The organism is Ramlibacter sp. Leaf400, assembly GCF_001424545.1.
GTDB lineage: Bacteria > Pseudomonadota > Gammaproteobacteria > Burkholderiales > Burkholderiaceae_C > Ramlibacter.
Map to the genome: position 1 here is coordinate 14,721 of NZ_LMQL01000013.1, position 13,255 is coordinate 27,975.

The window sequence follows — 13,255 nt, forward strand, 5'->3', positions numbered from 1 at the left end:
CAGGAAAGCTTCAGCCTCGAGGGAAAACGGCCCGCGTCGAAGCCGCTCTGCACGCTCAGCCCACCACCTTCAGCGAGGGCGACGCGCGCGCCACCAGGTCGTCGAAGCGATCGCGCACCGAAGCCTCGATGCCGCTCGCATCCAGCCCTTGCAGCGCCAGCAGCTTGGCCGGGTCGCCATGCTCGATGAAGACGTCGGGCAGGCCCAGTTGCAGCAGCGGCGTGCGGATGTCGGCCGCATGCAGGGCCTCGGCCACCGCGCTGCCGGCGCCGCCGGCGATGCAGCCCTCCTCCAGCGTCACCAGCCCGTCGTGCTCCTGCGCGATGCGCAGCAGCAGCTCGGTGTCCAGCGGCTTGGCCCAGCGCATGTTGACCACGGTGGCATCGAGCCGCTCGGCCGCCTGCAGCGCCGGATGCAGCAGCGTGCCGAAGGCCAGGATGGCCACGCCCCGGCGCGAGGCGTCGGCGCGCTCGCGCCGCACCTCGCCCTTGCCGAAGGGCAGCGGCTCCAGCCCCGGTTGCACGGCCACGCCGGCGCCGGCGCCGCGCGGATAGCGCACCGCCACCGGATGGTCCTGGCCGAACGCGGTCGTCAGCAGCTGGCGGCACTCGTTCTCGTCGGCCGGGCAGGCCACGCCCATGTTCGGGATGCAGCGCAGGTAGGCGATGTCATACGCGCCGGCATGGGTGGCGCCATCGGCGCCCACCAGGCCCGCGCGATCGAGCGCGAACACCACCGGCAGGTTCTGCAGCGCCACGTCGTGGATCAACTGGTCGTAGCCGCGCTGCAGGAAGGTGGAGTAGATCGCCACCACCGGCTTGAGCCCTTCGCAGGCCAGGCCGGCGGCGAAGGTGACCGCGTGCTGTTCGGCGATGCCCACGTCGAAGTAGCGGTCGGGGAAGCGCTTCTCGAATTCCACCAGGCCCGAGCCCTCGCGCATCGCCGGCGTGATGCCCATCAGCCGCGTGTCCTGCGCCGCCATGTCGCACAGCCACTGGCCGAACACCTGGGTGAAGGTCTGCTTGGGCGGCGTGGCCGGCGCGGTGATGCCCACCTTGGGATCGAACTTGCCGGGCCCGTGGTAGGCCACCGGGTCGGCCTCCGCGAGCTTGTAGCCCTGGCCCTTCTTGGTGACCACGTGCAGGAACTGCGGGCCGCGCAGGTGGCGGATGTTCTCCAGCGTGGGCACCAGCGAGGCCAGGTCGTGGCCGTCGATCGGGCCGATGTAGTTGAAGCCGAACTTCTCGAACAGCGTGGCCGGCACCACCATGCCCTTGGCCTGCTCCTCCAGGCGCTTGGCCAGCTCGAACAGCGGCGGCGCCACCTTGAGCACGTTCTTGCCCACGTTCTTGGCCGCGGCGTAGAACTGGCCGCTCATGAGCTGCGCCAGGTAGCGGTTGAGCGCGCCCACCGGCGGGCTGATCGACATGTCGTTGTCGTTCAGGATCACCAGCAGGTCGCAGTCGCACACGCCGGCGTTGTTCAGGGCCTCGAAGGCCATGCCCGCGCTCATGGCGCCGTCGCCGATGATGGCCACCGACTTGCGGTCCTCGCCCTTGCGTTTGGCGCCCAGCGCCATGCCGAGCGCGGCGGAGATGCTGGTGGACGAATGCGCGGTGCCGAAGGTGTCGTACTCGCTCTCCGCGCGCTGCGGGAAGCCCGAGAGGCCGCCCAGCTGGCGCAGCGTGGACATGCGATCGCGCCGGCCGGTGAGGATCTTGTGCGGATAGGTCTGGTGCCCCACGTCCCACACCAGCCGGTCGTGCGGCGTGTTGAAGACGTAGTGCAGCGCGATGGTCAGTTCGACCGTGCCCAGGTTGGAGCTGAGGTGCCCGCCGGTCCTGGAGACGCTCTCGAGCACGAAGGCGCGCAGTTCGTCGGCCAGCTGCGGCAGCTGCTGGCGCGGCAGCCGGCGCAGGTCGGCGGGGGAATGGATGGTTTCCAGCAATGCCATGAAGTTCAGTTCTCGCGTTCCACGACCATGCGGGCCAGCGCGCGCAGCGCGCGCACGTCCGCCAGGCCGCTGTCGTCCAGCGCCTCGAGGGCCTGGGCCAGCAGCTCGCGCGCGTGTTCGCGCGAGCGCTCCAGCCCGAGCAGGGACACGTAGGTGGGTTTGTCCTGCTGGGCGTCCTTGCCCGCGGTCTTGCCCAGCGTCTGCGAATCGGCGGTGACGTCCAGGATGTCGTCGACCACCTGGAAGGCCAGGCCGAGCGCGGCGCCGTAGGCGGACAGCGCACGCCGCGCGCGGTCGTCGGGCGCGCCGCAGGCCGCGCCCATCATCACGCTGGCCTGCAGCAGCGCGCCGGTCTTGAGCCGGTGCATCCGGCGCAGTTCGTCCTCGGTCAGCGAACGGGCGACGCTGGCCAGGTCGATCGCCTGCCCGCCCGCCATGCCCTGGCAGCCGGCCGACTGCGCGAGCAGCCGGCACAGCGTGGCCTGCACGGTGGCGGGGATGCCCTCGTCCGCCGGCGCGAGCAACTCGAAGGCCAGCGCCTGCAGCGCGTCGCCGGCCAGGAGCGCGCGCGCCTGCCCGAACTGCACGTGCACGGTGGGCTTGCCCCGGCGCAGCACGTCGTTGTCCATGCAGGGCATGTCGTCGTGGACCAGCGAGTAGGCGTGGATCAGTTCGACCGCGCATGCGGCGCGCAACGCGGCCTGCGCGTTGCCTTGCACGGACTCGGCCGCCGCCAGCACCAGGAGCGGCCGCAGCCGCTTGCCGCCATCGAGCACGGCGTAGCGCATGGCTTCGCCCAGGCCGGCGGGCGCATCGGCCGCGACCCAGTCGGACAGCGCCTGTTCGACGCGGGCCAGGCGCTCGCCGCTCCAGCGCGGAAGATCGAAGGTCGCTGCGGTCACTGCGGCGTCCACGGCTTGAGCGCGCCTTCGTCCAGCACCTTGATCTGGTGCTCCACCGCCTCGAGCTTGCCGCGGCAGAAGTTCAGCAGCTCGGCGCCGCGCTGGTAGCCGGCGAGCAGCTGCTCCAGCGGCAGCTGTCCGGACTCGATCACCTGGACCAGCTGCTCCAGCTCTTCCAGGGCGGCCTCGTAGCTCGCCGGCGGCTTGAAGGGGTCCTTGGACATTGCTTTTCTCGGGGGAAAAGGCTGGATTCTAGGCGCGGGGGCTCCATGTAAACCCCAGGGGTACAATCCCCGTCCCCTTCGCGCCCACGTCCCCAAGATCAAGCGCTTACCTGCCCCTTCATAGGGGGAGTCTCTAGGTCAGGTGAAATGTCTGATTTAAGTCTTCAGCTCCAGCAGGCCACAAGCCAGTTACCCGTATCCAGTTACTTCGACGAGGCGCTGTTCACACGCGAAACCGAAACCCTGTTCCGGCGCGGCCCCCGCTACGTGGGGCATGCGCTCTCGGTCCCACAGGTCGGTGATTACCACGCCCTCCCCCACGAGGGCGAAGGCCGCGCGCTGCTGCGCACGCCCTCGGGCGTCGAGCTGGTCTCCAACGTCTGCCGCCACCGGCAGGCGGTGATCCTGCGCGGGCGCGGCTCGCTCGCGGGCGGCGCGGGCTCGGGAGGCAACATCGTGTGCCCCTTGCACCGCTGGACCTACAGCGGCGGCCACGGGCAGGCCGCCGGCACGCTGCTGGGCGCGCCGCATTTCGCGCAGGACCCCTGCCTGGACCTGGACCGCTGGAAGCTGCGCGAGTGGAACGGCCTGCTGTTCGAGGACACGGGCCGCGACATCGTCAGCGACCTGGCCCACATGCGCGTGGCGCCCGACCTCGATTTCTCCGGCATGGTCCTGGACCGCGTCGAGCTGCACGAGTGCAACTACAACTGGAAGACCTTCATCGAGGTCTACCTGGAGGACTACCACGTCGGCCCGTTCCACCCGGGGCTGGGCAACTTCGTGACCTGCGAGGACCTGCGCTGGGAGTTCCGCGACCACTACTCGGTGCAGACCGTGGGCGTGGCCAACCGACTGGGCAAGGCCGGCAGCCCGGTCTACGAGCGCTGGCACAAGGAGCTGCTGGCCTGGCGCCAGGGCGAGCCGCCCAAGTACGGCGCGATCTGGCTGACCTACTACCCGCACATCATGGTCGAGTGGTACCCGCACGTGCTCACCGTGTCCACGCTGCATCCGGTCTCGCCGCAGAAGACGCTCAACATGGTGTCGTTCTTCTACCCCGAGGAGATCGCCGCCTTCGAGCGCGAATTCGTCGAGGCGCAGCAGGCCGCCTACATGGAGACCTGCCACGAGGACGACGAGATCGCGCTGCGCATGGACGCCGGCCGCCGCGCGCTGATGCAGCGCGGCGAGAACCAGGTCGGCCCCTACCAGAGCCCGATGGAAGACGGCATGCAGCACTTCCACGAGTGGTACCGCCGCAGCATGAGCGGGCCGCGGCAGGTGTGATCGTTGTCCTGCCGGGGGAACAGAACACAGAGGCACGGAGGCACAGAGGGAAGATGAGGAAATCCTTCAAGGAAACTTTTCTTCCTCCGTGCCTCTGTGCCTCTGTGTTCTGTTTCTTCGCATTTCACCCGACCATGGCGCGCTGATGCAGGCGCTGTGGATGGTCCTGGCGTCGCTGTTCTTCGCCACCATGGCGGTGTGCGTGAAGGTGGCGGGCGCCTGGTTCAGCGCCGCCGAGCTGGTGTTCTACCGCGGGCTGCTGGGCATGCTGTTCATGTGGCTGGTCGCGCGGCAGCAGCGCGTGTCGCTGCGCACCGCCTACCCCGGCATGCACGCCTGGCGCAGCATGATCGGCGTGCTGTCGCTGGGCGCCTGGTTCTACGCGATCGCCGGCCTGCCGCTGGCCACCGCGATGACGCTCAACTACCTGAGCAGCGTGTGGATCGCCGCGTTCCTGGTCGGCGGCGCCCTGCTGGCGTGGAACCCGAGGGGCGGCGCGCCGCGCCAGGGCCCGCTGGCGCTGGCGGTGCTCGCCGGCTTCGCCGGCGTGGTGCTGATGCTGCGCCCCACCATCGCGCAGGACCAGGCGCTGGCCGGCGTGGTGGGCCTGCTCTCGGGCATCACGGCCGCCTTCGCGTACCTGCAGGTGATGGCGCTGGGCCGGCTGGGCGAGCCCGAGTCGCGCACGGTCTTCTATTTCGCGGTCGGCTCGGCGCTGGCCGGCGGCGCGGGCATGGCCCTGACCGGTGTGTCCGACTGGGACTGGGCCCATGCACTCTGGCTGTTGCCGGTGGGCCTGCTCGCCTCGCTCGGCCAGTGGTGCATGACACGCGCTTACAGCCACGGCGCCACGCTGGTGGTGGCCAATTTGCAATACTCGGGACTGGTGTTCGGCGCCGCATACGGCCTGCTGCTGTTCGATGAGGCGATCACGCCGACCGGCTGGCTGGGCATGGGCCTGATCGTCGCCAGCGGCGTCGCCGCCACCGTGCTGCGCGAGCGCGCCGCGCCCAATTCGCCCGCGGAGGAGCACTGAGCATGTACACCCCCCTGATTTCCGCCGAGCAGCTGCTCGAGCTGCGCGCCTCGGGCGCGCGGCTGATGGTGTTCGACTGCAGCTTCGAACTGAAGAACCCGGCCGCCGGCGAGGAGCAGTACCGGCAGGCCCACATCCCCGGTGCGGTGTATGCGCACCTGGACACCGCGCTGTCCGACGAGGGCGTGGTCAACCCCGACGGCACGCACCATCCGCACGCCGACGCCGCTTCCGGCGGCCGCCATCCGCTGCCCAGCCGCGAGAAGTTCGGCATGTGGCTGAGCAGCGTGGGCTTCGCCAACGACATGCAGGCGGTCGTCTACGACCGGCAGAAGTCCAACTACAGCGGCCGCCTCTGGTGGATGCTCAAGTGGGCCGGCCACGACGCGGTGGCGGTGCTCGACGGCGGCCTGCAGGCCTGGCAGGCGGCCGGCGGCGAGGTCACGGACCGCACGGAGCCGGGTCACTTCCAGTCCAACTTCCAGCTGGGCCGGCCGCTGCGCCGGCTGGTGAGCGTCCAGGAGGTCGCAGAGGGATTGACCGCCGGGCGGCACACGCTGGTCGACGCCCGGGCCGCGGCGCGGTACCGCGGCGAAGTCGAGCCGCTGGATCCGGTGGCCGGCCACATCCCCGGCGCGCTGAACCGGCCCGCCGTCGACAGCGTGGACGAGCAGGGCCGCTTCAAGCCGCCGCAGCAACTGCGGGCTGAATTCGACGAACTGCTGCAGGGCCGCGATCCGGCGACGGTCGTGCACCACTGCGGCAGCGGCGTGAGCGCCGTGCCCAACCTGATCGCGATGGAACTGGCCGGCTTCGCACCTTCCGGCCTCTTCGCCGGCAGCTGGAGCGAGTGGTGCGGCGACCCGCGCCGGCCCGTGGCCAAGGGATGAAATGAGGAAAGGGCCCCGAAGGGGCCCTTTTCGTTTCGACGTCTGCGGCTTTCAGCGCCGCCCGACCGACGAGTCCGACGTGGTGTTGCGGCTGCCCTGCGTGGCGGCGCTCGCCGCGGGACCCGCGCCCATCGCGGTCTGCCCCTGGCTCGCCCCCAGACCGCCATGGAGGCCGGTCCCCGGCGCCGTCGACTGGCTGCGGCTGCCGGCCTCGCCGGTGCCGCGCCCGGTCGCGCCGCTCACGCCCTCGCTGCCCGAAGGCCCGGTGCCGGCACCGCGATCGCAGGCCGACAAGGCCGCGGCCGCGACGACCGCGAGTGCGATGACGCTGAGAGCCATTTAGCGGGTGGCCGTGCCGGTCGAGCCCGACGAGCTGGACGAGCCCATCGAACCGCTGCTGCCGGAGCTGCTGCCCGAGCCGCCGCTGCTGCCGCCCGAGGAGCTCGGCGAGCTGGAAGCCGAGCCGCCCATCGTGGTGGAGCCACCGGACGAACCGGAGCTTCCCGCGGTGCTCGGCGAGGTGCTGGAGCTGCCGGAGCCGGCCGCGCTGCCGGACCCCGGCTGCGCGCCGCCACCGGCCGTGCTGCCGCCTTCCTTGCCGCAGGCCGCCAGCGACAACGTCGCGGCGGCGATGAGGGCAAGGGCCGTGCCGCGGGAGAGTTGGGAAGCGTTCATCTGGTACTCCTTGGTTGGTGTCAGGGGGGACGAAGAAATGGCAGCCCCGTGCTGCCTGCCAACCACTCTAGGTCTGCCCAGCCACGTAGCTGTCGTCCCCGACTGTTGAACCCTGTAGGACAGGCTCGGGCTGGCCCGCGCCCAAGGCAGAGGCTCAGGCCATCATCGAAGCCAGCAGTTCCTCGCGCAGCGCCTCGGGCACGGCCTGCAGCTCGTGCTTGCGCTCGCGCAGCAGTTCGCCCAGCCGCTGCAGGTCGACACCGCTGCGGCGCGCCTTGGGGAACATCTCCTCGCGCTCCTCGCGCACGTGGTGCTCGATGTACTCGCCCAGCACGGTGACCTTGGCGTCGTACAGCTCCTCGTGCGGGTCCATCGACAGGATCTGCACGATCAGGTCCTTGGCGCTGGCGTGCTCGACCTCGGCCTCGTCCATCAGGTCGTCGTCGCGGATGGCTTCGCGCACCGGCGGATAGAAGAGTTCTTCCTCGAGCTTGGCGTGGATGGTCAGTTCCATGCAGATCTGCTCGGCCAGCGCCTTGCGACGCGCTTCCGGCGCGTCATTGGCCGCCAGCTCGCGGTAGTCCTGGAACAGCTGGCGCACCGCGCGGTGGTCGGCATCCAGCAGCTCCAGCGCGTCCTGCTTCCTGTCGCTCATGATGGCGCTCCCCTGTGCTCAGCGGCGGTCGCCGCTCTCCTGCTCGGTCTTGCCGCCCTGCTGGCGGTCGGTTTCGGCCGCGTTGGCGCGGCCTTCGTCCTCGTTGCCGCTCTCGGCGGTGCCCGCGTCCTCGGGCTGCATGTCGGTGTTGGGGATGCGCCGCGGCTGCGGCTCGCCGCCGGCGGCCGGTTTCTGCTCCGGGTCCATGGAAACTCCTGCTCGTGATGCAGTCACGACTCTAGGCAAGACGCCTTCCCTGCCCCTGTCAGCGTGCCTCTGCCGGTGCTGTAGGACGGCGGGCAGAGCGCGCCGGACCCGGCCCGTCGCCGTTGCCGCGGTACCGGAACAGCACCCAGTCGGCCATGCCGCGCGCGATCTCGTGCTCGCCCATGATCACGTGGTCGGCGCCGCGCGAATCGAGGTACTCGACCGCGCCGCCGGTGTGGGCGCGGGCGGTGACGGCGATCCCCGGGTTGAGCCGGCGCGCGCGGCGGATCACCTCGCCGGCCTCGTAGGGATCGGCGGTGGTCACCACCAGCTGGGCCGCCTGCGCCACGTTGGCATCCTCGAGCAGCGCGATGTTCACGCCGCTGCCGCACAGCACCTCCAGGCCCTGCTCGCGCAACTCGCGCACGCGGTCGAGCCGGTCCTCGATGACGACCAGCGGCGCGCCCTGCTCGACCAGCATGGCCGCCACCCGCTCGCCCACGCGGCCGTGGCCGATCAGCACGGTGTGGCCCTTCAGGTGGGAGAGCGCGTTGTCGGCGCGGGCCGTCTCCTCGCGGCGGCGCCGGCGTGCCGCGCGGTTGTCGGTGCGGTCGGAAAGCCGTGTCAGCGCCACGAAGATCAGCGGGTTGCACAGGATGGACAGGATCGCGCCGGCCAGGATCAGGTCGCGCCCTTCCTCGGGCAGCAGTTGCAGCGACACGCCCAGGCCCGCCAGGATGAAGGAGAACTCGCCGATCTGCGCCAGGCTGGCCGAGATCGTCAAGGCGGTGGCCGAGGGATGGCGGAACAGCCGCACGATCAGGAAGGCCGCCAGCGACTTGCCCAGCACGATGATGAGGAAGGTGGCCAGCACCGCCCAGGGCTGCTCCACCAGGATCGCCGGGTCCAGCAGCATGCCGATGGAGACGAAGAACAGCACGGCGAAGGCGTCGCGCAGCGGCACCGTCTCGTCGGCGGCCTCGGTGCTCAGCTCCGACTCGCCCAGCACCATGCCGGCGAAGAAGGCGCCGAGCGCGAACGACACGTCGAACATCCAGGCCGAGCCGAACGCCACGCCCAGGGCGATCGCCAGCACCGCCAGCCGGAACAGCTCCTTGGACCCGCCGCGCGCGATGCGGTCCATCACCCAGGGCAGCAGCCGGCGCCCGACGACCAGCATCACGGCCACGAACGCGGCGACCTTGACCAGCGTCCAGCCCAGCTCGAGCACCAGGTCGAGCGCCGACACGTCGCCGCCCTGGACCGACTCGGCCAGCACCGGCAGCAGCACCAGCGCGATCACCATCACCAGGTCCTCGACGATGAGCCAGCCGATGGCGATATGCCCGCGGTCGGTGTCCAGCAGGCGCTGCTGCTGCAGCGCCCGCAGCAGGACCACGGTGCTGGCCACCGACAGCGACAGCCCGAACACCAGCGACGCCGGATCGGACCAGCCGAACGAGCGCCCGAGCGCCCAGCCCAGCGCGGTGGCGACGGCGATCTGCACCAGCGCCCCGGGCACGGCGACGCGGCGCACCGCCAGCAGGTCCTTGAGCGAAAAGTGCAGGCCCACGCCGAACATGAGCAGGATCACGCCGATCTCGGCCAGCTCGTTGGCCAGCGCCTGGTCGGCGACGAAACCGGGTGTGTGCGGGCCGAGCGCCACGCCGGCCAGCAGGTAGCCCGCCAGCGGCGGCAGGCGCAGCCGATGCGCGAGGGCACCCAGCACGAAGGCCAGGCAGAGGCTGCCCACCAGCGTGGCGATCAGGGGAGCGTGGTGGGGCATCCGCCGGGGTGCGCCCGGAGGCTAGCCCTTCTTGGCGTCGGGGTCGCTCGGACCGTTGCGGTCCGACAGGCCGGGGCCGGGGGACTTGCCGATGTCGCCGGAGTCACCGCCCTGCGCGGACCAGGTGCCCTGGGTGCGGGTGGTGTTGCCGCGCGGATGGAGTTCGTCGTCGTCGTCCAGGTTCACCGCGCCGCCGCCCATGGGCTTGTCGTCGGCGGCGCCGTGGTCACGTTCGTTGACGCCGCTGGGCGCGACGAGGTCCGGCTGGCGGTCGCTGGTCACGCCCACCTTGCCGGGGCCATCACCGGCGGAGTTCGAGTCGTCGGGGGAGCGTTTCGGGTCGGGCATGGAGGTCTCCTGCAAACCTCCTCATGCTCCGCGGCTCAGGGCACCGCTGCTGTAGGTCCCGCTCCGGACGGCGCGTAGGAAACCGGGGCCACGGCCAGGCCGGCCAGGCCGATCAGCGCCGACGCGATGCCCTGGCGGAAGGAGGGGTGTTCGTGCACGTCGCCATGCCCCGCGCCTTCCACCAGCAGCAGCTGGCATTGCGGCAGCACCTTGCGGATCGCCTCGCTGTGATGGTGGCCGATCAGCTCGTCGCGGTCGCCGTGCACCAGCATCACCGGCCCCTTGCACTTGGCCACCAGGTCCGCGGTGGGCAGCGGGTAGCGCAGCACGCGGCTGGGCACCCACGGGTAGCGTTCGTCGGCCAGCGCGCGCATGCTGCTGTAAGGCGAGATCAGCAGCGTGAGGTCGGGCGGGCAGCCGGCCTCGCACAGCTCGGACGACAGGCCGGCGGCCAGCGCGGTGCCCAGCGACTGGCCCGAGACCACGATGCGGCGCCCTTCGTAAGCGGTGGCCACTTCGTTCCACACCGCACGGACGTCGGCGCGCAATTGCGCCTCGCTCTCGATGCGGCCGGTGCTCTTGCCGTAGCCGCGGTAGTCCATCATGACCACGTCGAAGTTCAGCTCGCGGAAGGCGTCCAGGCCCACGAACCAGCGCCGCAGGTTGGCCGAGTTGCCGTGCAGGTAGAACACCACGCCGCGCGGGTCGGGCAGCTTGAGCTGCGCGACCGACAGGCGCGCGCCGGGCACTTCCACCGTGAACTCGCGCACGTCGGGGTCGGTGAAGAGGGGCTGGTCGGCCGGCAGGGGATCGGGCTCGAACAGCAGCCTTTCCTGGCGGAAGTAAAGCCAGGCGATGGCGGCGCCGTACAGCGCGGCGCCCAGCGCCGGGACGGCGATCAACGGTGCGTACATCCTGCCCATGGCGCCTCCTCCCCTTGCGGACCCGAAGTCCCTGCGCGCTGCTGCGCGGTCGGTCGATGAAGTGCCATGGCGACTCCCTTCGCCGGCGTTTTCGAAAGCTTTGCCGGCTTGTTGCATGCCATGGTGCGCCCATGGGCATGCGCACCCGTGTCGGTGCCGTTTGGCCGATGGAGTAGGAAAACGGCCGGGCTTGGCGTGCGTTTCAGCGCCGGTACAGGGCGTTCAGGCGCGCGCGCTCCTGCGGGCCCAGGCGCAGGCCTTCGCGCAGGAAAGCCTCGAGGCCGCCGTAGTCCTGGTCGATCGCCTCGAAGGCGGCCTCCAGGAACCCGGGCTGCACGCCCCACAGCACCTTCGCCGCGCGAGGGTCGAGCGCACTCCAGAAGGAGGACGGGGGCTTGAGCCGCTCGTTGGTGAGCAGGTAGTCCTGCATCACCTCCTCGTGCGTCGCGCCCAGCGCATGCAGCACCAGCGCCGCGGCGAAGCCGGTGCGGTCCTTGCCCGCGGTGCAATGGAACACCGTCGGCGAATCGGATTCGAGCAGGTGGTTGAAGAACTCGGCGAAGCGGTGCGCGCTGGTGCGCACGAAGCCGCGGTAGGTGTCCTTCATGTGGGCGACCACGTCGGCCTCGGTCAGGCGGTGGCCGCTCTCGGTGAGGTCGGTGAGCACCTGCACGATGGTCGGCTCGATGGCCAGCGAGTGCACCTGCACCCCGGGCAGGCAGCAGGCCGCGGAAGCGCGCTCGTCGACCCCGCGGAAGTCCAGCACGCGGCCGATGCCCAGGGCCAGGATCTGCGACGCGTCGTCCTCGTTCAGCGCGCCCAGGTGGTCGGAGCGGAACAGCACGTTGCGCCGCACCGGCACGCTGCGCACGTTGGCGGCGAGGTCGCGGAAGTTGGACGGATTGGCGAGCAGGGACGGGGCGGCGGACATTGGCCCCATTGTCGGGGACGCCGGGGTCGGGGCTGTCGCGGCGGCGCCCCGGAGGCCGCCCGGCACCACAGGATCGTGAAGCAAGCCTCGGTGGCCACGAAAAAGCCCGGCTGTGCCGGGCTTCCTGATCCCCGCCTTCGCGGGGATGACGGGTCAAGCGCGATCCCCGCCTGCGCGGGGTTGGCGATCACTTGCTCTTGCTGCCCTTGGGGGTGCTCATGGGGCGGTCGGCCGGCGCCTTGGCCTTGGGGCTGCTCATCTTGGCGCCCTTGCCGCCGGCCTCGGCGCGGCCGGCCATGCTGCCGGTGTTGGCCTGGCCGCGGCTGCCCCGGCTGCCGCTGCTTCCAGGGCTCTTGCTGCCGCTCATCCTGGGGGACTTCGAAGATGCCATAGCTTGCTCCTGGTCGTGCGCCCGGCGCACCGCGCGTGCGGGCGTGGGCTGACTCTAGGTGCGCTTGCGCGGTCGTCTGTCGGTGCGGGGAAAGCCGGCCTGTAGGACAACGCGGGACCGCGTCCCGCCGACCGCCGCCCGGGCCGCTGCGGCGCTCAGCCGGCGCGAGGCCTGCTAAGGTGCGCGCCATGCAACGCCGCACCCTTTCCACCCTGCTGCTCGCCCTGTGCCTGGGCGCCGGCGCCCGGGCGCAATCCGGCGAGGAAGTGCCCTTCATCACCTCCCCCGACAACGTCACCCTCGAGATGCTGCGCCTGGCCGGCGTCGGCCCCCGGGACCACGTGATCGACCTCGGCTCCGGCGACGGCCGCATCGTCATCACGGCGGCGCGGCGCTTCGGCGCCAGCGGCCTGGGCGTGGAGATCGTGCCGCAGCTGGTCGAGTCCAGCCGCCGCTCGGCCCAGGAGGCCGGCGTGGCGGACCGCGTGAAGTTCGCCGAGCAGGACCTGTTCAAGACCGACCTGGCGCCCGCCACCGTGGTCACCATGTACCTGCTGCCCGAGGTGAACATGCAGCTGCGCCCGGCCCTGCTGGCGCTCAAGCCCGGCACCCGCGTGGTGTCGCACGACTGGGACCTGGGCGACTGGAAGCCCGACCGCACTTCGGTGCTGGAGGTGCCGGACAAGAAGGTCGGCCTGGTCAAGACCAGCCAGGTGCACCTGTGGACGGTGCCGGCGCAGGTCCAGGGCCTGTGGTGCGGCACCGGTCCGCTGCGCGACTTCAGCCTGCGGCTGACGCAGAAGCACCAGGCGGTGGAAGGCGAGCTGCTGCGCAAGGGCCGCAGCCGCACCATCGCCGGCACCATGGAAGGCAACGTGCTGCGCACGCAGTCCACCCGCGTGGGCGCGCTGGTGCTGGAAAAGCAGGGCGACGAGCTGACGGTGAAGGAGGGCGATGGCCCGCTCGCCCTGGCGCGCGGCACCGCGTTCCGGCGCGGCGAAGGCGAGGCCTGCACCGGCTGAGCCAGGCGGCCGCCGCGGCGA

The 13,255-nt window shown here is 71.0% G+C and carries 16 protein-coding genes; 4 read left to right on the top strand and 12 right to left on the bottom strand.

Features of this window, described 5'->3' with window-relative positions:
• Window positions 1–55 precede the first annotated feature (55 nt).
• Genes dxs through ASG30_RS18555 form a run of 3 tightly spaced genes read right to left on the bottom strand, consistent with a single transcriptional unit; the run spans window position 56 to window position 3,080 of the window.
• Entirely contained in the window at window positions 56–1,954 is a 1,899-nt protein-coding gene (gene dxs, locus ASG30_RS18545) for a 1-deoxy-D-xylulose-5-phosphate synthase (RefSeq protein ID WP_055900279.1), read from the bottom strand.
• Window positions 1,955–1,959: 5 nt separating this feature from the next.
• Window positions 1,960–2,868 (bottom strand): polyprenyl synthetase family protein, encoded by a 909-nt coding sequence (locus tag ASG30_RS18550; protein WP_055900282.1) that lies wholly within the window; start codon window positions 2,866–2,868, stop codon window positions 1,960–1,962.
• Window positions 2,853–3,080 carry an exodeoxyribonuclease VII small subunit gene (locus ASG30_RS18555; RefSeq protein WP_055900286.1) on the bottom strand — a complete coding sequence of 76 codons (228 nt, stop codon included), beginning with the start codon at window positions 3,078–3,080 and terminating at the stop codon, window positions 2,853–2,855. Before ASG30_RS18555 ends, ASG30_RS18550 begins: the two co-directional genes overlap by 16 nt.
• A 147-nt stretch (window positions 3,081–3,227) precedes the next feature.
• On the opposite strand from ASG30_RS18555, the gene ASG30_RS18560 reads away from it, so the two are divergent.
• The 3 genes from ASG30_RS18560 (at window position 3,228) to ASG30_RS18570 (ending at window position 6,296) form a co-directional block, all read left to right on the top strand.
• Entirely contained in the window at window positions 3,228–4,370 is a 1,143-nt protein-coding gene (locus ASG30_RS18560) for an aromatic ring-hydroxylating oxygenase subunit alpha (RefSeq protein WP_055900289.1), read from the top strand.
• Window positions 4,371–4,515: 145 nt separating this feature from the next.
• The gene (locus ASG30_RS18565) at window positions 4,516–5,406 is read left to right on the top strand and encodes a DMT family transporter (RefSeq protein ID WP_082522197.1); all 891 of its coding nucleotides are present in this window, start codon (window positions 4,516–4,518) and stop codon (window positions 5,404–5,406) included.
• Window positions 5,407–5,408: 2 nt separating this feature from the next.
• On the top strand, window positions 5,409–6,296 hold the full coding sequence (locus tag ASG30_RS18570; RefSeq protein ID WP_055900292.1) for a sulfurtransferase: 888 nt from the start codon (window positions 5,409–5,411) through the stop codon (window positions 6,294–6,296).
• A 51-nt stretch (window positions 6,297–6,347) separates the two neighbouring features.
• Here the strand turns inward: ASG30_RS18570 and ASG30_RS18575 are convergent, their stop codons facing one another.
• From ASG30_RS18575 to ASG30_RS18615, 9 genes are all read right to left on the bottom strand, one after another.
• A complete protein-coding gene (locus tag ASG30_RS18575; protein WP_055900295.1) occupies window positions 6,348–6,635 on the bottom strand; it encodes a hypothetical protein in 288 nt (95 codons plus the stop codon).
• Window positions 6,636–6,971, bottom strand: coding sequence for a hypothetical protein (locus ASG30_RS22695; RefSeq protein WP_156385618.1), 336 nt, complete (start codon window positions 6,969–6,971; stop codon window positions 6,636–6,638). It lies immediately after the preceding gene.
• Window positions 6,972–7,125: 154 nt separating this feature from the next.
• Window positions 7,126–7,626 carry a hemerythrin domain-containing protein gene (locus ASG30_RS18585; protein WP_055900301.1) on the bottom strand — a complete coding sequence of 167 codons (501 nt, stop codon included), beginning with the start codon at window positions 7,624–7,626 and terminating at the stop codon, window positions 7,126–7,128.
• Between the two features lie 18 nt (window positions 7,627–7,644).
• Entirely contained in the window at window positions 7,645–7,833 is a 189-nt protein-coding gene (locus ASG30_RS18590; protein ID WP_055900304.1) for a hypothetical protein, read from the bottom strand.
• 58 nt (window positions 7,834–7,891) lie between these two features.
• Window positions 7,892–9,619: a YbaL family putative K(+) efflux transporter gene (ybaL, locus tag ASG30_RS18595; protein WP_082522198.1), complete on the bottom strand. Its 1,728-nt coding sequence runs from the start codon at window positions 9,617–9,619 to the stop codon at window positions 7,892–7,894.
• Window positions 9,620–9,640: 21 nt separating this feature from the next.
• Complete coding sequence (locus tag ASG30_RS18600) at window positions 9,641–9,967, bottom strand: hypothetical protein (protein ID WP_055900307.1); 327 nt, start codon at window positions 9,965–9,967, stop codon at window positions 9,641–9,643.
• A 35-nt stretch (window positions 9,968–10,002) separates the two neighbouring features.
• Window positions 10,003–10,881, bottom strand: a complete 879-nt coding sequence (locus ASG30_RS18605; protein WP_235579841.1) for an alpha/beta hydrolase — start codon at window positions 10,879–10,881, stop codon at window positions 10,003–10,005.
• Between the two features lie 211 nt (window positions 10,882–11,092).
• Window positions 11,093–11,821, bottom strand: coding sequence for a tyrosine-protein phosphatase (locus ASG30_RS18610; protein ID WP_055900311.1), 729 nt, complete (start codon window positions 11,819–11,821; stop codon window positions 11,093–11,095).
• Window positions 11,822–12,008: 187 nt separating this feature from the next.
• The gene (locus ASG30_RS18615; RefSeq protein ID WP_156385619.1) at window positions 12,009–12,212 is read right to left on the bottom strand and encodes a hypothetical protein; all 204 of its coding nucleotides are present in this window, start codon (window positions 12,210–12,212) and stop codon (window positions 12,009–12,011) included.
• A 188-nt stretch (window positions 12,213–12,400) separates the two neighbouring features.
• Here ASG30_RS18615 and ASG30_RS18620 point away from each other — a divergent pair, with 188 nt between their 5' ends.
• Window positions 12,401–13,234, top strand: a complete 834-nt coding sequence (locus tag ASG30_RS18620) for an SAM-dependent methyltransferase (RefSeq protein WP_055900316.1) — start codon at window positions 12,401–12,403, stop codon at window positions 13,232–13,234.
• Window positions 13,235–13,255 lie beyond the last annotated feature (21 nt).

Coding starts and splice junctions, on each gene's coding strand:
- dxs (WP_055900279.1), bottom strand. CDS start 1,954: ATGGCATTGCTGGAAACCATCCATTCCCCCGCCGACCTGCGCCGGCTG.
- ASG30_RS18555 (WP_055900286.1), bottom strand. CDS start 3,080: ATGTCCAAGGACCCCTTCAAGCCGCCGGCGAGCTACGAGGCCGCCCTG.
- ASG30_RS18560 (WP_055900289.1), top strand. CDS start 3,228: ATGTCTGATTTAAGTCTTCAGCTCCAGCAGGCCACAAGCCAGTTACCC.
- ASG30_RS18565 (WP_082522197.1), top strand. CDS start 4,516: ATGCAGGCGCTGTGGATGGTCCTGGCGTCGCTGTTCTTCGCCACCATG.
- ASG30_RS18570 (WP_055900292.1), top strand. CDS start 5,409: ATGTACACCCCCCTGATTTCCGCCGAGCAGCTGCTCGAGCTGCGCGCC.
- ASG30_RS18575 (WP_055900295.1), bottom strand. CDS start 6,635: ATGGCTCTCAGCGTCATCGCACTCGCGGTCGTCGCGGCCGCGGCCTTG.
- ASG30_RS22695 (WP_156385618.1), bottom strand. CDS start 6,971: ATGAACGCTTCCCAACTCTCCCGCGGCACGGCCCTTGCCCTCATCGCC.
- ASG30_RS18585 (WP_055900301.1), bottom strand. CDS start 7,626: ATGAGCGACAGGAAGCAGGACGCGCTGGAGCTGCTGGATGCCGACCAC.
- ASG30_RS18590 (WP_055900304.1), bottom strand. CDS start 7,833: ATGGACCCGGAGCAGAAACCGGCCGCCGGCGGCGAGCCGCAGCCGCGG.
- ybaL (WP_082522198.1), bottom strand. CDS start 9,619: ATGCCCCACCACGCTCCCCTGATCGCCACGCTGGTGGGCAGCCTCTGC.
- ASG30_RS18600 (WP_055900307.1), bottom strand. CDS start 9,967: ATGCCCGACCCGAAACGCTCCCCCGACGACTCGAACTCCGCCGGTGAT.
- ASG30_RS18605 (WP_235579841.1), bottom strand. CDS start 10,881: ATGTACGCACCGTTGATCGCCGTCCCGGCGCTGGGCGCCGCGCTGTAC.
- ASG30_RS18610 (WP_055900311.1), bottom strand. CDS start 11,821: ATGTCCGCCGCCCCGTCCCTGCTCGCCAATCCGTCCAACTTCCGCGAC.
- ASG30_RS18615 (WP_156385619.1), bottom strand. CDS start 12,212: ATGGCATCTTCGAAGTCCCCCAGGATGAGCGGCAGCAAGAGCCCTGGA.
- ASG30_RS18620 (WP_055900316.1), top strand. CDS start 12,401: ATGCAACGCCGCACCCTTTCCACCCTGCTGCTCGCCCTGTGCCTGGGC.